The 24,701-nt window shown below is 34.5% G+C and carries 26 protein-coding genes and 1 pseudogene; 24 read left to right on the top strand and 3 right to left on the bottom strand.

What is annotated here, in order from left to right; translation table 11 throughout:
• Positions 1 to 105: 105 nt before the first annotated feature.
• From BLT22_RS04700 to BLT22_RS04720, 6 genes are all read left to right on the top strand, one after another.
• Entirely contained in the window at positions 106 to 675 is a 570-nt protein-coding gene (locus BLT22_RS04700) for a TetR/AcrR family transcriptional regulator (protein ID WP_072693593.1), read from the top strand.
• Between the two features lie 101 nt (positions 676 to 776).
• Positions 777 to 1,640 carry an alpha/beta fold hydrolase gene (locus tag BLT22_RS04705; RefSeq protein ID WP_091761185.1) on the top strand — a complete coding sequence of 288 codons (864 nt, stop codon included), beginning with the start codon at positions 777 to 779 and terminating at the stop codon, positions 1,638 to 1,640.
• 33 nt (positions 1,641 to 1,673) lie between these two features.
• Positions 1,674 to 2,000 (top strand): methyltransferase domain-containing protein, encoded by a 327-nt coding sequence (locus BLT22_RS12425; RefSeq protein ID WP_218127236.1) that lies wholly within the window; start codon positions 1,674 to 1,676, stop codon positions 1,998 to 2,000.
• Positions 2,001 to 2,036: 36 nt separating this feature from the next.
• A complete protein-coding gene (locus tag BLT22_RS12430; RefSeq protein ID WP_218127237.1) occupies positions 2,037 to 2,273 on the top strand; it encodes a class I SAM-dependent methyltransferase in 237 nt (78 codons plus the stop codon).
• 28 nt (positions 2,274 to 2,301) lie between these two features.
• Positions 2,302 to 2,565: a hypothetical protein gene (locus tag BLT22_RS04715; RefSeq protein WP_091761190.1), complete on the top strand. Its 264-nt coding sequence runs from the start codon at positions 2,302 to 2,304 to the stop codon at positions 2,563 to 2,565.
• A gap of 23 nt (positions 2,566 to 2,588) precedes the next feature.
• On the top strand, positions 2,589 to 3,233 hold the full coding sequence (locus BLT22_RS04720) for a DUF998 domain-containing protein (RefSeq protein ID WP_091761192.1): 645 nt from the start codon (positions 2,589 to 2,591) through the stop codon (positions 3,231 to 3,233).
• Between the two features lie 76 nt (positions 3,234 to 3,309).
• On the opposite strand, the gene BLT22_RS04725 is transcribed toward BLT22_RS04720, so the two are convergent.
• Positions 3,310 to 3,930 (bottom strand): DapH/DapD/GlmU-related protein, encoded by a 621-nt coding sequence (locus tag BLT22_RS04725; protein WP_091761195.1) that lies wholly within the window; start codon positions 3,928 to 3,930, stop codon positions 3,310 to 3,312.
• Positions 3,931 to 4,045: 115 nt separating this feature from the next.
• Between BLT22_RS04725 and BLT22_RS04730 the strand changes: the two genes are divergently transcribed.
• From BLT22_RS04730 to BLT22_RS04745, 4 genes are all read left to right on the top strand, one after another.
• Positions 4,046 to 5,233, top strand: a complete 1,188-nt coding sequence (locus tag BLT22_RS04730; protein WP_091761197.1) for an NAD(P)-dependent oxidoreductase — start codon at positions 4,046 to 4,048, stop codon at positions 5,231 to 5,233.
• A 240-nt stretch (positions 5,234 to 5,473) separates the two neighbouring features.
• A complete protein-coding gene (locus BLT22_RS04735) occupies positions 5,474 to 6,397 on the top strand; it encodes an alpha/beta hydrolase (protein WP_091761199.1) in 924 nt (307 codons plus the stop codon).
• Between the two features lie 32 nt (positions 6,398 to 6,429).
• Positions 6,430 to 7,842, top strand: coding sequence for a condensation domain-containing protein (locus BLT22_RS04740; protein ID WP_091761201.1), 1,413 nt, complete (start codon positions 6,430 to 6,432; stop codon positions 7,840 to 7,842).
• Entirely contained in the window at positions 7,839 to 8,510 is a 672-nt protein-coding gene (locus BLT22_RS04745; RefSeq protein WP_087057632.1) for a DUF6320 domain-containing protein, read from the top strand. Before BLT22_RS04740 ends, BLT22_RS04745 begins: the two co-directional genes overlap by 4 nt.
• 58 nt (positions 8,511 to 8,568) lie before the next feature.
• On the opposite strand, the gene BLT22_RS04750 is transcribed toward BLT22_RS04745, so the two are convergent.
• Positions 8,569 to 9,072, bottom strand: coding sequence for a kinase (locus tag BLT22_RS04750; protein WP_091761204.1), 504 nt, complete (start codon positions 9,070 to 9,072; stop codon positions 8,569 to 8,571).
• A 219-nt stretch (positions 9,073 to 9,291) separates the two neighbouring features.
• On the opposite strand from BLT22_RS04750, the gene BLT22_RS04755 reads away from it, so the two are divergent.
• The 9 genes and pseudogenes from BLT22_RS04755 to BLT22_RS04795 all read left to right on the top strand — a co-directional run bounded on the left by BLT22_RS04755 (position 9,292) and on the right by BLT22_RS04795 (position 17,715).
• Positions 9,292 to 11,373, top strand: coding sequence for a BglG family transcription antiterminator (locus tag BLT22_RS04755; protein WP_091761206.1), 2,082 nt, complete (start codon positions 9,292 to 9,294; stop codon positions 11,371 to 11,373).
• 16 nt (positions 11,374 to 11,389) lie between these two features.
• Positions 11,390 to 11,698: a PTS sugar transporter subunit IIB gene (locus BLT22_RS04760; protein ID WP_091761208.1), complete on the top strand. Its 309-nt coding sequence runs from the start codon at positions 11,390 to 11,392 to the stop codon at positions 11,696 to 11,698.
• A gap of 22 nt (positions 11,699 to 11,720) precedes the next feature.
• Positions 11,721 to 13,010, top strand: a complete 1,290-nt coding sequence (locus BLT22_RS04765; protein ID WP_091761210.1) for a PTS sugar transporter subunit IIC — start codon at positions 11,721 to 11,723, stop codon at positions 13,008 to 13,010.
• A gap of 18 nt (positions 13,011 to 13,028) precedes the next feature.
• Positions 13,029 to 13,433 carry a hypothetical protein gene (locus BLT22_RS04770; protein ID WP_091761212.1) on the top strand — a complete coding sequence of 135 codons (405 nt, stop codon included), beginning with the start codon at positions 13,029 to 13,031 and terminating at the stop codon, positions 13,431 to 13,433.
• Positions 13,434 to 13,452: 19 nt separating this feature from the next.
• Complete coding sequence (locus BLT22_RS04775; protein ID WP_091761214.1) at positions 13,453 to 14,319, top strand: class II fructose-bisphosphate aldolase; 867 nt, start codon at positions 13,453 to 13,455, stop codon at positions 14,317 to 14,319.
• Between the two features lies 1 nt (position 14,320).
• On the top strand, positions 14,321 to 14,935 hold the full coding sequence (locus tag BLT22_RS04780) for a P-loop nucleotide/nucleoside kinase family protein (RefSeq protein ID WP_091761217.1): 615 nt from the start codon (positions 14,321 to 14,323) through the stop codon (positions 14,933 to 14,935).
• 117 nt (positions 14,936 to 15,052) lie between these two features.
• Positions 15,053 to 15,745 (top strand): annotated as a pseudogene (locus BLT22_RS04785) (aspartate/glutamate racemase family protein).
• A 13-nt stretch (positions 15,746 to 15,758) separates the two neighbouring features.
• On the top strand, positions 15,759 to 16,652 hold the full coding sequence (locus BLT22_RS04790; protein ID WP_091761219.1) for a LysR family transcriptional regulator: 894 nt from the start codon (positions 15,759 to 15,761) through the stop codon (positions 16,650 to 16,652).
• 121 nt (positions 16,653 to 16,773) lie between these two features.
• A complete protein-coding gene (locus BLT22_RS04795) occupies positions 16,774 to 17,715 on the top strand; it encodes an NmrA family NAD(P)-binding protein (RefSeq protein WP_091761222.1) in 942 nt (313 codons plus the stop codon).
• A gap of 82 nt (positions 17,716 to 17,797) precedes the next feature.
• On the opposite strand, the gene BLT22_RS04800 is transcribed toward BLT22_RS04795, so the two are convergent.
• A complete protein-coding gene (locus tag BLT22_RS04800) occupies positions 17,798 to 18,232 on the bottom strand; it encodes a GNAT family N-acetyltransferase (RefSeq protein ID WP_091761258.1) in 435 nt (144 codons plus the stop codon).
• Positions 18,233 to 18,478: 246 nt separating this feature from the next.
• Here BLT22_RS04800 and BLT22_RS04805 point away from each other — a divergent pair, with 246 nt between their 5' ends.
• The 5 genes from BLT22_RS04805 (at position 18,479) to BLT22_RS04825 (ending at position 24,673) form a co-directional block, all read left to right on the top strand.
• Positions 18,479 to 19,462, top strand: a complete 984-nt coding sequence (locus BLT22_RS04805; protein WP_091761224.1) for an NAD(P)H-quinone oxidoreductase — start codon at positions 18,479 to 18,481, stop codon at positions 19,460 to 19,462.
• A gap of 490 nt (positions 19,463 to 19,952) precedes the next feature.
• Positions 19,953 to 20,852 carry a glycine betaine ABC transporter substrate-binding protein gene (locus tag BLT22_RS04810; RefSeq protein WP_087057645.1) on the top strand — a complete coding sequence of 300 codons (900 nt, stop codon included), beginning with the start codon at positions 19,953 to 19,955 and terminating at the stop codon, positions 20,850 to 20,852.
• Positions 20,853 to 20,956: 104 nt separating this feature from the next.
• A complete protein-coding gene (locus tag BLT22_RS04815; protein ID WP_091761226.1) occupies positions 20,957 to 21,844 on the top strand; it encodes a glycine betaine ABC transporter substrate-binding protein in 888 nt (295 codons plus the stop codon).
• 203 nt (positions 21,845 to 22,047) lie between these two features.
• Positions 22,048 to 23,601: a histidine kinase N-terminal 7TM domain-containing diguanylate cyclase gene (locus BLT22_RS04820; protein WP_091761228.1), complete on the top strand. Its 1,554-nt coding sequence runs from the start codon at positions 22,048 to 22,050 to the stop codon at positions 23,599 to 23,601.
• 79 nt (positions 23,602 to 23,680) lie between these two features.
• Complete coding sequence (locus tag BLT22_RS04825) at positions 23,681 to 24,673, top strand: ion channel (protein ID WP_091761230.1); 993 nt, start codon at positions 23,681 to 23,683, stop codon at positions 24,671 to 24,673.
• Positions 24,674 to 24,701: the final 28 nt, after the last annotated feature.

The following is a 24,701-nucleotide window of genomic DNA, read 5'->3' on the forward strand; positions in this document are numbered from 1 at the left end:
ACTAGTGTTAATTATAGTAGCTAATGATGAAAGTACAACATACAGTCACTGTCCATTTGTTGAAATTTAAACAAATAAAGTGAAAGTGTTGAAAAGAGGAAAAAAATGACTGAAAATCGAAGTGTACAAAAAACAAAAAGAAATTTGAAAGATGCATTGATTTATTTCTTGAAAGAGAAATCAATTCATCAAGTTAAAGTAAAAGAGTTAACAGAGAAAGCGGAAATTAATAGAGGAACTTTCTATTTTCATTATTCTGATATTTATGAACTATTGGATGAATTGGAAGATGATGTTTTTACAGAATTAGAAAAGATGTTTGACCAATATGATGAGAATCTCTCAAAAGAAATTAACCCTGCATCTTTGCTAGATGTCTTATTTTTTAGCTTGTCTGAAAAGAGAGATATTATCTATATTCTTTTAGGGCCAAACGGTAGTCGCTCTTTTTCTTCAAGAATAGATGGATGGGTAGACTATCATTCTCGTAATATTCTACAGAGCGCTTTTCCTGAAGTTGAACCAGAGTATCATCGACTAGTTTCTGCTTTTCTAATTCGTGGAGTAATCGGAACTTTCAAAACATGGTATGAAACCGGACAAAATCAAACCCATCAAGAGCTTGCTGAAATCATCAAAAAAATTATAGGAAACACTGCGCATAAGGAAGGATAAAGTGTTATTGGATGGATTTTTTTCTCTTTTTATTATAATAATAGTATAGAAAAGTAATGAACTTTAAGCATCCTGACTAAAAGCGAAAGGAAGCAGTGAATATGGAAAAGATAGAGCACGTATATGTTGAAACGAATGGTATTAAGCTGCATGTTGCTCAAAAAGGGCCAAAAGAGGGTGAAGTAGTCTTGTTACTTCATGGATTTCCAGAATTCTGGTATGGCTGGAAACATCAAATAGCAGCTTTGGCGGGAAATGGGTTTCGAGTATGGGCTCCTGATCAACGAGGTTATAATCTAAGTGATAAACCAAAGAAAGTTAGAGAATATCAGATGGACTATTTGGTTGAAGATATAGTTGGATTAATCAAGCAAACAGGAAAGGAAAAAGTATTTCTTGTGGGTCATGACTGGGGTGGCCTTGTTGCCTGGAAAGTGGCGAAAGAATATCCAGAGCTGATTAACAAGCTGGTCATTTTAAATGCTCCGCATTTATCCGCAATGAGTAAACATGTTAGAAAGCATCCATCGCAACTTTTAAAAAGTTCTTACATTCTTTTCTTTCAGTTGCGAGGGATACCAGAAAAAATGGCTAGTCGATCAGATTGGCAGCTAGCAACAGAAGCAATACAGAATACAAGTAATGAAGGAACATTTAGCAAAAATGACTTAAAAGAATATCGACTGGCTTGGACTAAGCCAAACGCAATGCAGTCGATGATCAACTGGTATCGTGCCAATTTAAAATTTTTTGCCTCTGCTAAAGTAACAGACCAGATTACAGTACCGACTTACGTTATCTGGGGAATGAAAGATCAATTTTTAAGTTGGAAACTGGCTGAAAAAAGTCTAGAGTTCTGTGATCAAGGCCAAGGAACCTTACTAGGAGAATCTACACATTGGTTACATCATGAAAAACCGGAACAGATTAGCCATTTAATTACTAATTTTATCAGTGCAATATAAAAAATAAAAGAACATAGAGAGGAATGATAAATAGTGAATGAGAACATATTTGAAGATATGGCAAAGAGATATGATACGCCGGAAAGAATTAAGTTGGCAAATATTATCAGTAAAGAAGTCAGTACACAATTAGCAGATAGCCAAGAAAAAACGATGATTGATTACGGAAGCGGAACGGGACTGATTAGTGTGCAGTTAGCACATGAAGTATCTGAACTGATCATGGTGGATTCCTCCAATGAAATGTTAAAAATCGTAGATGAAAAAATAAAACAAAGTAAATTAGAGAATACCCGAACCTTACTAGCTGATTTCATCCAGGAAGTACCAGAGATTAAAGCAGATATTGTTATGATGTAATTGGTATTACTGTATATTCCAAATACTAGAGCAATATTGGAGAATGTCTATTCTGTTTTAAATAAAGGCGGCAAACTAATCATTGTTGATTTTGATTATAATGAAAAGGTTAAACACCCTAAAGTCCATAGTGGATTCAAACAGGATGAATTGAAGAGACTTCTTTCTGAAATAGGATTTCAGTCTAGTGAAATTAGAAACTTTCATCATGCGAAAGACGTGTTCATGAATCAGGATGCGGATGTGTTTATCGCGATTAGTCAGAAGAATTAACAGAAAAATAGGCTGAAGAAGGAATATCATGAAGGCATTTACTCAGGAAGTTATAGATCATTTACAATATTATGTTTATGCACTGGTAAATCCAGACGATAAAACAATTTTTTATATTGGTAAAGGGAGAAGACAGATCCGATATAATTTTGCTGATTCAGGGATCGCTATCAATGAAATAAATGGGATTGAACTATTTCCTAAGCACATAAAATTTACAGGATATCATTTCGTAGATGACTCAGGTAATCCTAAAAGAGTTCAATCACCGTTTACTTATATTGGCTTTTAACAAGAAAATCAAGGAGTAATTAAATGAGGAAATTTCTTTCAAAAAGAATTCTGAGAGGTGCGATATTATTTGTGATGGCTTCTACTGTTTATCTAATTACAGAAGCCATTTCTGCTCAAGCTTGGACAGATCCGGAATATAGCTACAGCTTTCATTATATTAGTGACTTAGGTGTATCTAAAAGACTCATGATTGATGGGCGAGAAGTGTATTCTCCTTTAGCAGGAGTTATGAATACAGGATTTATACTATACGGAATGCTCTCTGCTAGTAGTTATATGGCTGTCCTTCCTTTGATAAAAGATAAGGCAAAGTGGTCTGTATTAAGTTTCGCACTCATTCAAGGAGTCGGAAATGTTCTTGTGGGTCTTTTTCCGGGAGAGACTTACGACTATGCGAGTATGCATCTTATTGGAGCAGCAATGGCGATTATAGGAGGAAATTGTACTTTATTATTAATGGGCATATACCTTAAACTGGAAAAACAGGGGTATATAGTCAAAGCAACCGCATTACTGTTAGGCAATTTTGGTCTAATCATGTTCGTTACATTTTTATTAACTAATACCGATCATTCTGCGGTGTTTGAACGGTTATCGGTTTATACGATGACAGCATGGAATCTGATATTTGGCTTTTGGCTGATTAAAGGATATAGAAATAAATAAAATACTTTCAATAGATAATAGATCAGTAAAAGACACTTTTCACCAATTGAAATAGGGGAAAAGTGTCTTTTTATAATCAGATGAATTTTTCAATAAAGTCTTCAATAGGGAGTTTCAAGTCCTCATAACGCTCTTCAAGCTCCGCTCTAGACCAGTTCCACCATTTGATGTGAAGAAGTTTCTTTTGAATTTCTTTAGGGAATCTTTCTTTTAATGGTTTAGCAGGTATTCCACCAACAATTGTGTAAGAAGGAATATCTTTAGTAACTACGGCACCTGCACCGATGACGGCTCCATCTCCCACAGTAATGCCAGATTGGATTGTTACGCCATGACCGATCCACACATCATTGCCAATCGTGGTAACTTTCTGCCTTCTGCTTTCCAAAAATTGCGAATCTTTATTTGGGAAACCATAACCTTCGCCGTTATAAGCAAATAAATGCTGAGAAGGGCGCTCGTAAGGATGATTGGTAGGTCCAATTCGAACCATATCAGAAATACTGGCAAATCTTCCAATTACAGAATTTTGAATATAGCAGTAACTTCCTGTATAGCTATAACCGCCAATACTAGAATTGTCTACACTGTTAAATGTTCCTAGTTCCACATACTCTTCAAAAGTGGTATCTTTTACCTGACTATGAACTCCAATGACAGGACGATCAGGGTATAATTGTATCGTTTCAATATGCATGCCAAACACCCTCCTAAAACTTTTATTTTAGTGTAACCAATGATAGAATAAAAAGCAAAGTGGAATAGAGGAAATAAAGTTTTTGTTGAAAACACTCTACATAGGAGGCGATAAAATGTATGACATAAAGGTGATTGATTCTTTCACTAATAAGCAGCTTTCTAGTTTGAAATTGGCGAAAGCTTATGTTAAAGATACAGATGAACCGCATGGAATTATGGTTAGAAGTTCAACTGTTCCAGATTCGCTCATAACGGATAAGTTGCTGGTCATCTCCAGATCAGGAGTTGGTGTCAATACAATCAATGTCGAAGCCTCTACAGAGCAGGGTGTAGCTGTTTTAAATACACCTGGAGTAAATGCTAATGCAGTAAAAGAAGCAGTGATTAGTGCGCTGTTTTCAGTGGCTAGACCGCTCAATAAAGCTGCAGAAATGGTTCAGACTCTTAGTGGAGAAGATATTTTAATACAGGCAGAAGCGAGACGAGAAGCATTTATTGGAAGAGAACTCCAAGGAAAAGTCATTGGAATAGTCGGATTAGGTGCCATTGGAGTCCAAATTGCAAGAAGTGCTTATGATTTGGGAATGGAAGTTTTAGGATTTGCTAGACGAGATCAGGGGCTAGATTTTTTAGAACAAGTAGATCTGGATGAATTATTGAGACAGTCGCATTTTGTGGTGATTGCTCTTCCTTTAACAGATGAGACCAGAGGGCTGTTATCTGAAGAACGATTGCGGCAAATGAAACAGGGAGCTTATCTTTTTAACTTTGGCAGAGGCCCAATCGTTGATGCTGAAGGCATGCTTGCAGTTTTAGAAGGAGATAGCTTATCTGGCTATTACACTGATTTTCCGGAAGAAGCCTACTTGGGTAACGATAAAGTCGTTATGTTACCGCATATTGGCGGGAACACACAAGAAGCTTTAGAAGGTGGAGAAAGATTAGCAAGAAAAGCACTTAGTGATTTCCTCATTTATGGAACGGTGAGAGATTCTGTTAACTTTCCAGAAGCGAGACAGCTTTTTCATTTGCCTTACCGAGTGACTCTATTTTATAAAGAAACAATGGATATCCTACCAGATATTATGCAGATTTTTAATCAGTTTGATTTAAAAATAGGTGAGATGATGACGAATCGTAAAGGTGAATGCGTATATGTATTGATTGATCTTGACAATGATCAGAGTCAAATAGAAAAGGCAATTGAAAAAATAAAGCAAATGGATGATATTAAAAAGATCAGGCTGTTAAAACGTCCGCAATACAAAAAGCGTCGAAAAGTTAAGAAGATCATTAAATGATAATTTAAAAAGCATTTTATAAGGCACAGAGAAAATGGTTATAGTCTCTTTGCCTTTTTGACTAAAAAAATGAATGGAATGAGTATGTGCTATGCCTGAATTATTTATGTAAATTTAGGCCACTGTGCGAATAAACAGTTTGTTTTGCTATAATTCACTATAGTATTTTTTGTTTTCAGTGTCTCTATAATCTTTTCATGCTAAACTAAAGAAAAGTTAAAAAGATAAAGAGGCTGCAATATGAATCCATTCTTTAAAATAATTTTAAAGTTGTTATCATCACCGAGAATAGATATTCAAGAAGATTATCAATCAATAAGAAAACTACAACAATTTTTTTATGCTAAACCCAAAAAAACATATAGAATACTAGACGATCAAATTTATGCTGAAGATCAGTCACATGAAATTGGAGTTCGAGTATTCCAACCAAAGGAACAAAAATATAGTGAACCGGTTTTGTATATTCATGGGGGCGGCTGGGTCATCGGCGATATCGATTCCTATACAAGAGCTTGTATTAATCTGGCAGATACGTTGGGACGCACTATTTATTCGGTAGACTATCGCTTAGCTCCTGAATACCCATATCCTGCTGGATTAAAAGATTGTTTTCGGGTTGCTGAAATTTTACTGGAACAATTAGAATTTACTGGGCCAGGAGATGTATCTAAATGGATTATTATGGGAGATTCTGCTGGGGGAAATCTGGCAGCTGTTGTATCATTATTACTAAGAAATAGAGGGCTGACAATACCGTATAAACAAGTGTTACTTTATCCCGTAACATATTGGGATCATTCTGAACAGTCGCCATTTGAATCTATAAGAGCTAATGGACATGAATATGGCCTGACAATTGATAAAATTCAGAGTTACATGAAACTCTATGTCCCAGATGAGACAGACAGAAAAGATTACCGAGTTGCGCCTTTGATGGCAGAAGATCTGTCGAATCAGCCCGAAACGCTTGTTATTACGGCTGAATATGATCCACTATGTGATGAAGGGGAGGCGTATGCAAAAGCTCTATTTGAAGCTGGAAATAAAGTGAGACTGCATCGTGTCAATAATGCCGTTCATGGATTTATTACTTATCCAAAATTCGCGGCACCCTTAGATGAAGCCTATCGAATCATGAATGATTTTTTGACACGTACATAACAAAACAGCTCAAATAGAGAGGTGAGAGGCTGATGGAGAAACAAAAGTGGGTAAGACTTGATAACGCTTCTAATATTTTTCTAGCGGCTAAAAATGATGTAGATACTAAGGTCTTTCGTTTGAGCGCTGAGTTAGAAGACGCTATTAATCCTAGACATTTACAGCGAGCCTTGGATAGAGTTTATGAACAATATGCTTTGTACCATAGTGTACTTAGAAGAGGAATATTCTGGTATTATTTAGAAGAGAGTGAGTTAAAGCCAGTTGTAAGGCGCGAAACAAAGCCGCCTTGTGCACCTATTTATCATTTTGATCGAAAAGAATTATTATTCAGAGTCTTGTATCATAAGAACCGTGTGCATTTAGAAGTATTTCATGCACTATCTGATGGAACCGGAGCACTTTGGTTTTTTGAGGATCTAATTTCTGAATATGTATCATTTAACTATCTTAAACCAAATAAAACAGGAAAAAGTTCAGATCAAAAAAGAATAACGAATCAGTCAGAAGATAGTTTTGCAAGGTATTTTAGAAAGAGTCGCCAAAAGAATTTTACTAAAGCAGCTCTCTCTGCACTGGAAAAAGTCTATCTAGATAGAGAAGTAAGTAAGGAAATAAACACTAATAAATTAGAGCCGCACGCAGATGATACGACTAATGAGTTAGAATCAAATAGAGGAAAAAATAAGAAAAATCAGCATATTTATCGTATCAAAGGAACTAGAACTCCGGACAATCGTATGCGAGTGATTGAGTTAGAATTGTCATTGAAAAAAATAATTGAGCTTGCAAAGCAATATAATGTTTCACTTACAGTCTATCTGATTGCTTTATATATTGTCGCAATTTATCGAACTAAAGAGGAGAAAAAATCAAAAACAACGGTAACAATTTCCGTTCCTGTGAACCTTCGTCAGTTTTTTCCTTCCAATTCTGCTCGGAATTTTTTTACAACTACGCATCTAGCAATAACTTTTGAAAACGAGAGGGAATTAGATCTTATAGAAATTTGTCAGGTAATTTCTAGGCAATTAAAGGCACAGACGAGCAGGGAATATCTGGAAAAACGAGTAGACAGATTTATTTCTTTTGAGTTAAATCCATTTATTAGGGTGACTGTCCGTCCATTGAAAGATTTAATTTTAAAAGTGATTAATCTTTCTAATAATAGAAATGTTACCGTTGCAATGTCAAATTTAGGGAAAGTGAGTTTTCCTTCTGAAGTCACTTCATATGTACAGGGGATTTACTTTCATACTTCAGCAATTCGTCCACAGTTTTGTATGGTCAGTCATGAAGATTGCCTCACCCTAAGTTTTACAACACCTTTTATAGAAACAGATATTCAGAAAAAATTTGTAGAATTACTGACCGAGCAATCTATAGAGGTTATAGTGGGAACAAACAGGGTGACTAAAGAAGAATTGGAGCGCAAAATAAAATGAAACAATGCATACAGTGCCATGCGAAAGTAAAAGGTGATTGGGACTTATGTCCTCTTTGTCAGGTTTCATTGGCTGAACAGAAGGAAAATGCAGAAGAAAACCCAGGACCCTTTCCAGTTATTCCTTTACGTTTTAACAGAGAAAAAGTTACTAAGTTGCTTTCACTAGTATCTGTCTTGGTTATTCTGACTTATTTTGTTATTCAATGGTTCTGGTCTTTTCAGATTTTTGGATTGGATTATGTTTTATATGGAATTATGAGTATGTGGATGGTCGTCTTGATTATTATTCGTAAGCGTCGAAACATAACCAAAGGAATCGTTTATTTAATTATCTTTTTGTCTGTAATTAGTTTATATTTTGATTATTTAAATGGATGGTCGGCCTGGTCAATAACTTATTCAATTCCTATTATTTGTACTTCTGCATTAATCGCTATGTTTTTAGCTATCCAAGTTGTACGACTTGATACAAAAGATTATATACTGTATCTTCAGGCAGCTGCATTACTTGGATTTATACCTTTAGTCTTTTTACTACTCGGCTGGACGACCCATCCTTTACCAAGTTGGATTTCCTTTTTGATCAGCACTATAATGTTCTGGTCCGTTATCGTTTTACATGGGAAGGAAATTTTAAAAACGTTAAGAAAAATTGTAGATGTATGAGTTTAAATAAAAGGTTATAAAAAAAGTGCTGAAATTTTTCAGTACTTTTTTTTATGATTTAGTTTAAACATTTTAAGTCACCCTTGATTTTATCTAAGATCATAGATAAATCATCGGTATCTGTCAACGTTTGTTCATTTAGAAAATCTATGTAATCTTTCCCGTTCCACCAGCGGTGCATCGCTTCTTCGCCAAATTCTTGAGCTTTATCTCGGGTTTGGTGTCTTCGTAGAGTTTCTTCAAAAGTAAGCTCAAAATAATAAGCCAAGACCTTTCCTTCATGCAGGGTAACTAACTGCTCAAACATTTCACTATACCACTCTCCTTTGAATATTCCTTCTATAATGATATAAGGACATACCGTATGTCCATAGCGAACAATCTCTATAATCAGTGGGATGATTAAAGTCTCAGGACCGTCAGGTGTGCGCATCATCTCTCTTCTAATCATATCTTGAGACACTAACATTGCATTCTTCCCAAGTAACAACTGTAAATTTCTAGCTAAAGTAGTCTTCCCACTTCCGGAATTGCCTCTGATAATAATTAATTTCGTCATCATATCCTCCTTAGATTATGAAATAGTAGTATTATTATACTACTTTTAAATATAAATGAAGATTAATTTGGAGATAAAGTTTCAATAGTAGCTATAAAAGAGGTAACTTTTTAGACTGAAATAATAACGCTTACATTTTTACCGAAAGATAATGCAACAATATATACTGATATTTTTTAAAATGTCAGTATATACTTTAATCAGGTAAGGAGCTGATGGAAGGTGAAAGATCGAACTTTAAAAACCTTAATTAGATTAATAGATTCAGATTTACCTTTATCTATGGAAACCTTAAAAATAGAGTTCAATGTAAGTTCACGTACGGTTAGGAACGAATTAAATGAGATTAACTTTTTTTTAGAAAGAGAAGGAATATCCAGGATACAAAATATAAGAGGGAAAGGATTTGTACTAAAAGTTACCAATGAACAAAAAAAGAAAATTCTAGAAATAAACGATTTTCAAAATGCATCAATTTATTTATCTAGAGATGAGAGGATATTTGATTTGATTATGTCCTTTTCATTATCAGAAAGCTATGTTTTCTGTCATCAAAAAGAAAAAGAATATCGAATATCTAAAAGTACAATGGATGAAGATATGAGAAGAGTTCGAAACATATTACAAGAATATGGTATAGAAGTATTAAGTACAGTAAAACAAGGGATTTTACTTCAAGGATCCGAACGAAGTATTCGGACAATGGTATACGATATTATTAATCGATTTGTTGGGGTTGTAGCATTAAATGAAAAAAGACATTCAGAAACGATTATAGAGAATATTTTATACAAGTATATACCTAATAACATCCTGAGAAAGTTAGATACAATCTATGATAATTCTATTTCTGCTACTGAGGAGAGCGCTTATAGAAATCAACTGATTTTATTTACTTCAGTATGGTTAATCAGATATAAATTACAGAATACAGTAACCGGGTTATCAACTATAAAGGGCAGTAATAAAAAAATAGAAATGAAGGCGTTCACAAATGAAGTTTGTGAAACATTCGGAATTAACCCGCCAGAAATTGAACTACAATATATCAATTTTATATTAGATTCATTTAGCGCAAAAGATGTAACAAAATCAATAGAATGGATTCAAGCACAGATGTTATCTATTCAATTAATTAAATGGGTAGAAACCGAGACAAATATTCCCTTTTCTAGAAAAGAAGAGGTTCTTCAAGAAGGTTTATATAAACATATTTTAGGATTAATCAAAAGAGTGAAAAGTGATATACAAATTATTAATCCTCTAAAAGAAACGATTCAAAATTATTATCATGCGATTTATCAAGCAATATCTAAATTCGCATCAAATATTGAAACTGTAACAGGGAAAAAACTGACTGAAGATGAAATTGCTTTTCTGACCATACACTTTTCCACTTCGGTTAGTGCCATCAAGCAAGACTTGAAATATAGCTATAAAGCAGTAATTGTATGCAATCATGGAATGATAACTGGAAAATTGCTATCAGAAAATCTAAGGGAAGAATTTAACATTGACACAGTGGGTGTCTTGAGTTCAAGAGAAACAGATCTAATTAACAAGCTTGATGTAGATGTTGTTTTTTCCACTCTAAATATCCCTTTTAAGGGGAAGCCGTTATTAGTGCTAGATCCGATTATAAAAGAAGAAGATAAAGAAACAATCAGAAATTTCTTACAAGAAAATAATCAATTCAAAAGAATGACACATAATTCTGAAGATGCTACTAAGCTTTTTTACTCTTTTATAGACATTTTGAATGAGAGTGGTGGAAGAGTGTCTAAAGAAATTTATCAGTCGTTGGAGGAACTATTTGATACCCATAACTTAAAAATGAATAAGAAGGAGATTCAACCTATGCTGAAAGATGTTTTAAAAGATAGTGATATTTTACTTTCAGAAAAAGCAGAAGATTGGGGAGATGCTATCAGAAGAGTATCAATACCTCTTCTTAGAGAAAATATAATTGAAGAACGCTATATTGATGCAATGATTAAATCTGTTGAGGAATATGGTCCTTATATTGTTATAGGAAAGAATATTGCTTTAGCTCATGCTAGACCAGAAGATGGAGTCAATAAGTTAGGTGTCAGCGTTGCTACATTAGATCGTCCGATTGCCTTTGGTAATGATGATAATGATCCAGTTAAAATTATTTTTTGCTTAGCAGCTGTCGACTCGTACTCTCATTTAAATATAATGAAGAATTTAATAGATTTAATCAACGATGAAGAAAAGATTAATGAAATAATGAAATGTAAAAATATTACAGAGTTTAAAGAAATTTTATACAGTGGAAACTAAAAAAGGAGAGATAACAATGGGGAAAAAGGTAACGATATTATTTGTTTGTGGAGCAGGGTTAGGGAGTAGTTTTGCGGCACAAATGTCAGCGGAAGATGTTCTAAATGCTAAAGGTGTAGATGCTAAATTGGATCATGTAGACATCTCTAGTGCAGCTTCAATGAGTCCAGATATTATTATAACAGCTCAAAATTTCAGATCGCAATTTGAGAAATTTAATATTGATGAAAATAAAACTTCAATTGTTTATCTGAAAAATATTGTATCTAAACAAGAGATTGAGGAAAAATTAACACCTGTTTTGGAAGCGAAAGGTGCTATTTAGAAATATTATAGGAGGAAGAAATATGTCAATTATAAATTTTGTAGTAGATAATATATTAACGCAAGCTTCTATCACTATAGCCTTAATTGCAATGCTGGGATTACTTTTGCAGAAGAAATCAATGGGACAAGTGATATCAGGTACTCTAAAAACTTTACTTGGATTTCAAGTTTTAAGTGCCGGATCAAGTATTATCGTTGGTAGTTTAACGTACTTTGGTGAGATATTCGTTGTAGGTTTTAATATGCAAGGAATTATTCCTTCTATAGAAGCAATTAACGGACAAGCAATGAATGAACTAGGATTAGGAAGAGATATTGCACTAACTTTTTTAGCCATTTTCGTCTTTAATATTCTGATTGCTCGCTTCACAAAATGGAAATATATTTTCTTAACTGGGCAAGCAATTTTATGGATGGCTACTATGACAACGGTATTTGGATATTTTGCCGGTTTAAGAGGAATTCTACTGATACTGGTTGGTGGATTTGTAGGGGCTGTGTTTGCAGTAGCCATGCCGGCGCTAGCGCAACCAATTATTCGTAAAGTAACTGGAACCAATGATATTGCATTAGGGCATTTTTGTACTATTGGATATTTATTTGAAGCTGGAGTAGCTAGAATATTTGGAGAACGTGGAGAAAACAAGAAATCTATCGAAGATATCAAGTTGCCAGGGTCTTTTGAGTTCCTACAAGATACTTACCTATCTCTTATGGTTGTGATGGTTCCATTGTATATTGTAACAGCTGCTTTTGCTGGGGATACATTTGCATCTACATTGTCAGGTTCTCAAAACTATATCATGTTTGCATTCATACAAGCTATTCAATTTGTTGTAGGGGTTTATGTGCTCTTAGCAGGCGTTCGCTTGTTACTAGGTGAAATCGTACCAGCATTTAGAGGAATCGCTATGAAATTAGTTCCAGATGCTATTCCTGCATTGGACTGTCCAGTATTTTTCCCTTATTCACCAAATGCTGTAATCTTGGGATTCATTACTACTACAATCGGAACGGTCATTGCAATGTTTGCATTACCAATTTTTGGATTAGCTATGATTTTGCCAGGTATGCTAACGAACTTCTTTGCTGGAGGTACAGCAGGTATATTCGGGAATGCTGTGGGAGGAAGAAGAGGTGCTATTATCGGAGGGATTGCACATGGATTTTTCATAACATTGCTGCCAGCCTTACTTGTTACTATATTCAATGGTCTAGGCTTTATAAATGCAACTGCAACCGACGTAGATACCGTTTTTGCAGCCTTACTATATGCATGGATTTTAAGCCCTATTTTAAAAGCATTCTAGTAAAAAGGAGGAACAAATATGTTTGGACTTTTTAAAGATAAGAATAAAAAAAAAGAAGTACCTAAAGTGTCCGAAGAAATTTTGACAGAAGAGCAAAAAGAACAGTTAAAGAAAAAAATAGAAGATCTAAATCAAGAATTAAAATTAACTGCTGAAAACAATCCAGAACAGCTAGCTTTTATATGTGAAAAGTTAGGTTTAGCTTATGCTAAATTAAACCAAGAAAATGAAGCTATATCAGTACTTGAAAAAAGTCTTAGTTATAAACTAACTATTGGAGAGGGTTATAAAAAATTAATGAGTCTTTATAACGCAAAACGAGCAGAAGCTGCAAAAAAAGGCGATGATAGTGGAATTGATTATTACATGAACAAAATGGACGATATGAGACAGATTGCCAAAAAAGTAACGATTTCAAGGTGAAAAAGGAGAGAGATTGTAGATGTACACAACTTTAAAAGAGGTAACTCAAACAGCAGAAAACTTAAATATGACAATAGGTGCTTTCAATGCCCACAACTTAGAAATGCTACCTGAAATGATCCGTGCTGCAAAAGAAATGGGCAGTCCAATTATTATCCAAACATCTGTTGATACAGCAAAATATATCGGATTCAGAGTTATGGTAGCGGTAGCGAGACAATTGGCAGAAGATGAAATGGTGGATGTAGCCTTACACTTAGACCACGCCAAGAACTTTGATGATATTAAAGAAGCTATTGATAGTGGATATACATCAGTTATGTATGATGGTTCTCAACTGCCCTTTAAAGAAAACATTGCTAAAACAAGAGCGGTTGTACAATACGCTCACAAGATTGGGGCATCAGTTGAAGGAGAGCTTGGAACAATCGGTGGAACAGAAGAAGGAATTCATGTAGATGAAATTGATAAAATCTATACTAGTCCAGATGATGTATTAGAGTTTGTTGAAGAAACGGGGGTAGATGCGCTAGCAATTGCTATAGGAACAAATCATGGACAGTTTAAATCAAAAACAGAAGTTAATATTCCGCTGTTAAAAGAAATTCACAAAGTGACTGATATTCCTTTAGTCATTCATGGAGGAACGGGTGTCAAGGAAGAGGATTATCCCGAGTTAATCAACAATGGTATTCGTAAATTTAATGTAGGTACTGAATTATTGGTAAATTGGACTAAAGAAGCGAAAGAATGTTTTGCGGAGACACCTGTTAATAAATCTTTACGCCACAACGTTATTCCGGCTAATCTAGCTGTAAAAGAAATCATAAAACATAAGATTGGATTATTTATGAATGTAAATAGTCCACTTAAAGTAGCTCAGTAATATGAAAAACTACTTGATACTTTTAGCGGGCAGTCCAGCTACGGGAAAATCATATTTAGTCAACCAGCTAAAAGACATCTTTCCAGATATGTTTGTAATTACGCCAGATGAAGGAAAGGAAATACTAGCAGATTCTGTGGGATTTAATACTCTAGAAGAAAAAGTAGAGTTAGAAAATCAGGTCTGGAGTTTTTACTATAGTGTGCTTGATTTATATATGGAAGTCGGAAAGCGAGTGATACTTTCAGAGTATCCATTTAGTTATAAGCAAAAGGGAAGATTAAAAAGGTTGGCAGATCAATATGATTATGAAGTGATTACAATTAGATTAGTTGCAGACTTTGAAACTTTGTGGGAGAGAAGAAGAAAAAGAGATATTGAGCCGTCAAGGCACTTAAGTCATATACAGACCCATTATCATTATGGGGATAAATTGGAAGATAGGACAAAAGCGGATAATTTAGTTACAAAACAGGAATTCAAAAATATAATATCAAAAAGAGGATATAATAATTTTCAAATTGGAGAACTTTATGAAATAGATGTATCGGATTTTTCAAAAGTAAATTATACTAACTTGAAAAAAATATTAAGTAGAAAAATAAATAACACTTAGTAGTTAGAAATTGATTTCTTCTAAATATAGAAGAAATCAATTTTTTGTTTTAATTTATATAGTTTTAAAGTAAAATTGATAAAAGAGATTGTTTCAGAATTTATAGGGGGATTATAAATGAAGAAAATCGGTTTAATTGGGGGAATGAGTTGGGAATCTTCAACAGAATACTACCGATTAATCAATAAAAAGGTGAAAGCAGAATTGGGAGGACTTCATTCAGCAGAATGCATTATGTATAGTGTGGATTTTGAAGAAATAGAACATTATCAGAAAGCTGGAGAATGGAATAAGGCGGGTAGTCGTTTAGCTGAAGCAGCTAGTTCTTTAGAAAGAGCTGGAGCTGATTTCATTGTCCTTTGTACAAATACAATGCATAAAGTGATAGAATTAATAGAAGCAGAAGTAAATATACCTATTTTACATATTGCGGAGGCTACAGCAACTGAATTGAAAAAATTTAACATAAGAAAAGTTGGGTTGCTTGGAACAAGTTATACAATGGAACAAGATTTTTATATTTCCAAAATAGAAGAAAGTGAGATTCAAGTTGTTACGCCTTCTCAAAGTAAACGAAATAAAATCAACGAGATCATATTTAATGAATGATGTTTTGGTGAGATCAGAGTATAAGCACGTGAATACTTTAAAAAAGCAATAGAAGAATTAGCTGAAAATGGGGCGGAAGGTATTATATTAGGATGTATAGAGATCGGACTATTAATTAAACAAAAAGATTGTATGCTTCCAATCTTTGATACGACAATTATCCATGCAACAGAGTCAGTCAACTGGGCATTGAAAAAGTAAAGAAGGTAAAGAGATGTTAGATAAAAGGATTTTGTATTTTTTAGCGGTAGTAGAAGAGGGATCTTTTTCAGCAGCAGGGAAAGCTCATTATATTACTCAATCAGCTATTAGTCAGCAAGTAGCTTCTTTAGAAAATGACTTGAATATTCCTTTATTTGATCGTACGTTTTATAAACCAAGGTTAACAAAAGCAGGAGCAAAATATTATACATTCTGCAAAGATATTCTCTATAAAGAAGTTGACGTATTAAATGAGATGTACAAACTTGCAAATACAGAAGAAGAAATACTGCATATCGGAATTACTGGGCCCTTAGAGTCAAAACATCTACCTAATATTATTGTTCGCTATGAAAAGTTATATCCAGATAAAGTAATCAAGGTAACAAAATGTACTTTTTTATCAGGAGTTGATCAACTCTTAAGTGGGGAATTAGATGTAGCTTTTGGCATATCAAATGATCTTTCTTATCATACCACTATAGCTGTAACAGAATTAATCAAACATAAAATTTGTGTGATATGTTCACCGGAACATCCATTAGCTAAACACCGAAGTATTGATTCAAAAGAATTGAAAAATGTTCCAGTGGTTTCATTGTCAAAAGAATCAGGACCCAATTTCTATGCAGATTTTATGCGGTCATTTAGAGAAGATGGCTTTACGCCTAACATTGTGAAATATGCAGACAACTTGGAAGAGCTTATTTTGGATGTTAGATTGAACCGAGGAATTGCATGGACTAGCAAAGAAGTCATTAACGAGACAGACAAAGTTCATATTTTAGATATTAATGATTCGCACCATGGAGCGACTTTTGCAGTAGGAAGAAGAAAAAGAAATCTTCGAGAAGATGTAAAAGTATTTATAGATTTATGTTCAGACTATTTCAGTACAGTATCTTAATAAGTTCTACTAATCATGCTTATTAGAATATGGTACCTTTGATTCTTCAGATAGAGTGTTATACTAAATTTGCATCATTGATAAAAGTATCACAATCTTATAGTTAAAGGAGTCGCTTCACATGACAAAGTATATTGTAACAGGGGTAGACGGAAACTTTGGGGGTTATGTTGCGCGAAATATAACTAAATTGACAGATAAAGAGAATTTGATTTTTACTTGTCCTTTTGAAGAAGGTTTAAAGGGATTTAAGGATGAAGGATTTGATGCGCGTGTTGCAAACTTTAATCACCCAGACACATTAGAAGAAGCTTTCAAAGGTGGAGATGCATTACTGATCATCTCAGCTCCTTTTGTGGGAGAAAAGAGACAACGTGCTCATAAAAATGCTGTAGATGCTGCGAAAAAAGCCGGGGTAAGTAGAATTCTGTATACTTCATTAGTAAATGCTCAAGATCCGGAAAATCCAAGTGTTGAAAAAATTGATCATGCATTTACCGAACAATATATTGAACAATCTGGATTAGATTATGTATTCTTGAGAAACTCTCAATATGCAGAAGCAATGATTACAATTTATTTGAACTCAGCTGATTCAGATGGCGTACTTGCTAATAATGCAGGTGATGGGAAAATGCCATTTATTTCACGCAAAGACTGTGCTAAAGCAGCGATGTATGCACTAGTAAATGATGATTTAAAAAATGAAATCGTAAATGTAAATGGTGCTGAATCACTAACGATGAGTGAATTTGTGGCAATTGGTAATGAAGAAACTGGACATAATGTTACTTACAAAGCGACTACAGATGAAGAAAACTACGCTGTTTTTGATGCATTAGGCGTTCCTCGTACTACCGATGGTGAATTTCAAAAAGATTCTCCAGCTCCTTACTCAAGTGATGGTATGGTAACGTTTGGACAAGCAATTCGTGAAGGAAAACTATCTACTTTCACAAATGATTTTGAAAAATTAGTCGGGGAAAAACCAAGAACTGTAGCGTATATGTTTGCACATTCAGATGACTATCAAGTAGGACAAAGAAATTCAACGGATGACTAATAATTGGGGCAGTTATTAAATAAATAATCAAGAAAGAAGACTTATGAGAGGCTAAGTCTTCTTTTTTTGTAAGCACTATTGGTTAAAGAAACTTAATGAACCTTTTTTGATATTTGTTTGATTCGTATCCAATATGTTCATAAAAATTATGTGCCTCAGTTCTTGTTTCACCTGAATTCAGTCTAACCCCGTTTAGTTTTCTACGTTGGGCTTCTTTTTCTAAAGCAAACATCAGTATTTTACCGATTCCTTTTTTATGATGAGATTGGTCTACTGCTAGTGCCATTACGTTGAACATGGGTTCAGCGTAAAGTGATTCATAGACCTCTGCATGTACATATCCAGTGAGTTCTTGAGTCTCTTCATCCTCGTGGACTAAAAAATAGTGATGAGCAGTATCAGCTGCTAAAGTTTTGATCTGTTGACTGACTAGACTAGATGTGACATCATAACCCAATTCTTTTTTGTTGATCCGCCTGATTTTTTCTGTGTCTGAAATCCTGATTTCTCTTAACATATACCCATCTCCCATACATATACACCTTAAATTAGTTTAACAGAGAGCAAAATTAAAATATAGATTTGATCAATTCCACTTTTATTATAAAACTAAACAGTGTATTTTATAAGGAGTAAAGAGTATAAAAATTGACTACTCCAAATAATACAAGTACTCTTTAAATAGATGAATGAATGGATTTTAGACAGAATAAAGCATCAAAACAACATATTATAATAATAAATATAAAGGAGTTTGGCCGCAGTGCGTGTATGGACAATAAAAGAACCGGGTTCAAGAGAGCAGTTAACATTAGAAAATAGAGATAGACCAGAACCAAAAGATGGAGAAATCTTAATACAAATAAAAGCGGCGAGTATTAACAGGACAGATACTATGACAAGACAAAACCAGTCTCTTCCTAAGCCGTACCCGATCCTTGGAGTAGAAGTTAGTGGCGTTGTCATCGAAAATCAATCATCTGACTCACGACTTGATCCGGGAACGAAAGTTGCTGGATTGGTCAATCATGGTGGGTATGCTGAATACGTCACAATGCCTGCAGATCGTGCAATTATATTTCATGACTCATTGTCGATGGAAGAAGCGGTAGCTATTCCTGAAGTTTTTTTGACTGCTTATCAGACGCTATATTGGTTGGGAGAATTGAAACCTAAACAAAAAGTGCTTATTCATGCCGGAGGTAGTGGGGTAGGCACAGCAGCTATCCAACTGGCACGACACTTAAGTGAGGCTTGTATATTTACTACGGCAGGTCAAGATCATAAATTGTCTGTAGCTAAAGAACTAGGAGCAGATCATGTCATTAACTACAAAGAAGAATCATTTGATAAAATAGTAAGCAATCTCACTGATAATAAGGGAGTAGATGTTATTTTAGATTTCGTAGGTGCTTCTTATTGGGATAAGAATTTATCTAGTTGTGCGTTAGATGCTAGATGGGTACTTATTGGAGCATTAGGTGGAACAACTGTAGAACAAGTTTCTCTCATGCAATTAATGCAGAAACGTATTTCCTTGAAAGGCACATTGCTGACTCCGCGAAGTGACGATTATAAAGCAGAATTGACTAAAGAATTTGTAGAAAAAGCAATGCCTTTGATTGAAGCGGGGACAATAAAACCGATTATTCATTCTGTATTACCATTTGAGGAAGCAAAAGAAGCGCATCGTCAAATGGAAGATAATGAAAATACGGGGAAAATTATTCTTAGAGTATCAGAATAAAATAAGCTTACCTTTGAAGACGTATAAGGCAAAAAAGTATTTGATTAATTAACAATTCAAGAGAACGGGTTTAAGAGAGAATATAATTAAAATAAAGGCTTATTAGAAAAAAATCTAGTTGTATAAATATTGATAAAAAAACCAATTCTCCTAATTTTAGGAGGATTGGTTTTTTTGAGAATGAAGTAAGCGTTTGAGAGGTTAACAAGGTAAGTATATTCGTGAGTTTAAATAATTATAAAATAATAATTTAGAATAATACTTTGTGCTTCGAGATATACTACGATATAAGCAAGTTTAAAAATTATAAAAAGCCTATATATCAGCTTTTTTTTGATACTGAAAACAGATTATGTTAACATAAAATGCAGAGTCTGTTATTGAAGCCTTTGAAATGATTATGACGAATAAGATTTTAAAAGTGAAAATCTGCCTATGTTCATAGGGTTTGAAAGCTTTGAGATAGACTAGAATCTGGAGGAGGAAAAGAATGTTTTATCATAAAGCTATTAGAATTATACCGGTTATATCAGGAGCTTTGTTAATTGCCGGGTGTAATAGTGATGGCGAAGCAGAAGATGTTGCACAAGCTGGTTTAGGAGAACAACTGGATTATACCATCACTGGTACAGAACCAGGAGCAGGATTAACTCAAATGGCTAAAGATACTATAGGAACCTATGAAAATTTAAAAGGCTGGGAGTTACAAGAAAGCTCTGCAGCTGGAATGCTGACTGAATTAGATCAGGCCATTCAAAATGAAGAACCGATTATTATAACCGCCTGGGCGCCTCACTGGAAATTCGAAGAATATGATATAAAATTTTTAGATGATCCGGAACTCACATTTGGAGAAACAGAAAATATTCATACAATCACTAGATTAGATTTTGAAGAAGAATATCCATCTGCATATACTATCGTTGACCGGTTCAATTGGACTGTAGAAGATATGCAAGGTGTCATGTTAGAGGCTCGTGATATTCCTTTTGAAGAAGCTGCTGAAAATTGGGTAAATGAGAATCAGGATAGAGTCAATGAATGGACGGCTGGAGTAGATAGTGGAAATGGAGAAACAATTGATTTAGTTTCTACCCCATGGGATACAGAACGTTCTTCAGCGAATGTCATGAAATACGTACTTGATGAACAAGGGTTTAATACAGTCATTACAAGTGTAGATCCAGCCGTAATGTTTCAAGCAATAGCGACTGGAGAAGGTGATGTCAGCTTAGCACCATGGCTGCCAGGTTCTCACGGCTCATTCTATGAAGAATACGAAGAAGATCTTGTTGACCTAGGAATCAACTTAAAAGGTTCACGAAGCGGAATAGCAGTGCCAAGTTATATGGATATTGATTCTATAGACGAAATACCTGCAAGAGAATAAAATTATTTCATTGGTAAAATTAAAATAGATAAAGTAAAAAGGAACCAGAATATCAGTATGAGCACTGATCACAAAAAACGTACGGAAAAAATAGGAGGAAAATAATGAATATCAAAACAAGCGGACTAATTGCAGTTGGAACAGTAGCAATGATTCTTTCTGGATGCAGCGATAACGAAACGACTGAAGACGCTAATCTAGGTGAACAATTAGAGTATACGATAACAGGGATTGAACCAGGAGCAGGAATTACTGGACAAGCAAGAGAAATGCTGAACACTTACGATAATCTGGAAGGTTGGGAATTACAAGAGAGCTCGACAGGAGGAATGATGACTGAATTAGATCAGGCCATTCAAAATGAAGAGCCAATTGTAGTAACTGGATGGACTCCTCATTGGATGTTTGAAAGATATGATCTGAAAATGCTAGAAGATCCTGAACTTGCCTTCGGTGAAGGAGATGACATCCACACGATAGCACGTGAAGGCTTAGAAGAAGATATGCCAGAAGCATACGCCATTCTGGACGCTTTTGAATGGTCAGTTGAGGAGATGCAGGTAGTTATTGATGAAGGTCAAGATATTGAAATGGAAGAAGCCGCAGCAGACTGGGTAGAAGAAAATCAAGACCAAGTTGACGGATGGCTTGAAGGGGTAGATCCTGTAGATGGACAACCTATCGATATCATTTCTGTACCTTGGGATTCAGAACGTGCATCTTCTAATGTAATACGTTTAGCGTTAGAGCAACACGGATTTGATGTAACTGTAACGAATGTAGATCCTTCTATTCTGTTTCAGGCAGTTGGAAATGGAGAAGCAGATGCGAGTGTAGCCCCATGGTTGCCTAACACTCATGGCGCTTTTATGGATGAGTATGGTGAAAGTATTGTGGACTTAGGTCCTAATGCTGAAGGGACAATGAATGCGCTGGTTGTACCGACTTATATGGAGATTGATTCCATAGAAGACTTACCAGCATCTGAATAGGCTAATTTTTTATCAAGATATAATTTAATACGAATATAAACTAAACAGTGGGTATGTGATTTCTGATAAATGGGAATTTACTACTCACTGTTTTTCGATAGTACGATTAAGAATGTTGAAATAATTGTCATGAATTAATAGTAATAATTTTGAATAGTTATGCTATAGTTAAATAAATAACAATTGTTTAGAGGGTAGAATATATGCATGCACAATTACTGATTTACATATCAATAATCGCAACTTCTGGAGTATTGAATTTATATCTATTTGCTTACGTTTTCCGTAAAAGGCATCTATACAAAAGTATTTCAACGTATTTTCTAGCTTATGTCTTTGCGATCATTATTTACTGTTTTGGGTCTGTATTCAGTTTAATGTCTACAGATATTATAGAGTTGAAGTTTTGGACAGCAATCATGTATTTAGGGCTTCCTTTTGCTTCTCCTTTAGGACTAATGTTTATTTCAAAGTATCTAGCCATAAAGTTAAAACGAATCCATATAATTTATATGCTCGCTATTCCAACAATTAGTAGCCTCTTAGTTGCCACTAATGATTGGCATCATCTTTACTATAGAAGATTTGAAATAGATCCATTATTAGGTGCTCCTTATTTTTTTCAAGAAATTGGGATTTGGTATTTAGTGCAAGGCATTTTAACTTTTGGCACTATGTTAGCAGCATTTATATTACTGATTTCTCATTATAAAGAGATGTCAAAGCAGTATAGATCGCAGATTATCGCATTAATGTTCGGACAGTTAATGCCTATGGTTACTGCATTCTTTTATCTTCTCGGACTAACGCCTAAAGGAATTGACCCTGTTCCTATGGTTATCTGGGTATCAAGTCTAGTATATTTATGGGCGATTCATTCTTCTCGTCTTTTTAAGCTTATGCCTGTTGCTAAAGATGTTATTTTTAATAGTATAGATGATGCTGTACTGGTCTTAGATGAATCCTTTAGGCTAGTTGAGATAAATCGGGCCTGTAAAGTTCAGTTTCCCTCCTTCAATCATTCGCTGCTTGGAATGAATATTGAGAAAGTATGGAGTGAACTATTCAATATTCCATTTATTGTGAAAATAGGGGTTACAGAAGTCTCTCTTAAGTTAAATGAAGAAAAGGTTTATCAAGTTCGCCTATCTATGTTAGATCCTTTGAGAAATATAAATGGGTATCTCATTATTTTTACAGATATAACAGAAATTAAAAGACTACAAACGTTATTAGAACGTCAAGCTTATTATGATGAGCTCACCCAGATCTATAATCGACGCGCTTTTTTACAGCGATGCGAGACAGGGCTTGCCCGCTCTCAAAAAAAGGGAACTTCCTTTATAATTATGATAATGGATGTTGATCACTTCAAAAAAGTTAACGATATATATGGTCATCATATAGGAGACCAGCTGCTTGAGCATATAGTGGCTATTTGTCAATTATATTTAAATAAGGGAGAAGTTTTTGCAAGATATGGGGGAGAAGAATTTGTGTTTTCGCTTAGCAACTATACGAAAGCTGAAGCGGAAGAATTAGCAAATACGATTCGTAACCATGTTGAAAAAACACCCATGGTTTCTCCAGAAGGTGAGATTAGTATAACACTTAGTTTAGGAATAGCTGAAGCAGAGAGAGGTGTTGGAGAAACTGTGTCTAGTTTACTGAATAAAGCTGATAAAGCTTTATATCAAGCAAAAGGTACGGGGAGAAATAAAGTCAGTATTTATTTAAAAGGAAATATAGGTATTTAGTTCATCTTATTTGGAAAATTGGCTTTATCAGCTTATGATAGAGTAGAAGACAAGTTTTTAAAAAGGATGACTGACTAGCATGAGAAGTATATTTTATATTGTTGGTATTGCAATAATTGTATTTACTATAGTTGATTTAGTATGGACGACTTTATGGGTTGATGGTGAAGCAGGTCCTTTATCTAAAAGAGTAGCAGAGACGCTTTGGAAAGTTTTTGATAAACTAGGTAAGAAAAATAGTAAGTTTTATGATTTTACTGGTCCAATAACATTGGTGAGCACACTTCTATCGTGGTCGCTATTGATTTGGATAGGGTTTGCACTTTTTTTTAATGGCGATGTAAATTCGATTACTAATAGTTCCAGCCCAGACGCTCCAGTTCTTTGGTATGAGCGCTTTTATTTTACTGGGTTTACTCTGTTTACGTTAGGAGTTGGAGACTATTCTCCGAAAATAGGATTCTGGCAAATTATTACTACAATAAATTCTGCAGTTGGGATATTATTTTTGACTTTATGCGCATCCTATATTATTTCGGTGGTGGATGCTGTAGTGCAAAAGCGTTCTCTGGCAACTAGTATAACAAGTTTAGGTCTGAGAAGTACAGACATTGTAGCAAAAACCTGGAATGGTCAGGATTTCCATAATATAGACCTAGTATTAGTGGATGTTTCGGCTAAGATTAGTTTGCTCACACAGCAACACCATGCCTATCCTTTGCTTCATTTCTATCATAGTCGAAAAGCTACAGAGTCAGCTTCGGTGGCAATAGCGTCTTTAGAAGATACTCTCACTATATTATTGTATGGACTTAAAGAGGAAAACTTAGCCAATAATTTGTTGATCAAAAGTACTAAATCCAGTATTGGTACGTATTTAGAATCTTTGACCGAAGCATTTGTAAATGCTTCTGATGAAGTACCGGAAGTACCGGAATTTTCATCATTAATTAAACAAGAGGTACCGCTAGTTACAGATCGTGAATTAGAAATGATTTTTAAAGATCATATAGAAGTTAGAAAAAAACTATTAGGTGCGGTTCAAGTTGATCATCAGAAATGGCCAAAGTAAGCATGATTATATTAGAAAAGCTATACTT

The organism is Marinilactibacillus psychrotolerans (genome assembly GCF_900101525.1).
Lineage (GTDB): Bacteria > Bacillota > Bacilli > Lactobacillales > Carnobacteriaceae_A > Marinilactibacillus > Marinilactibacillus psychrotolerans.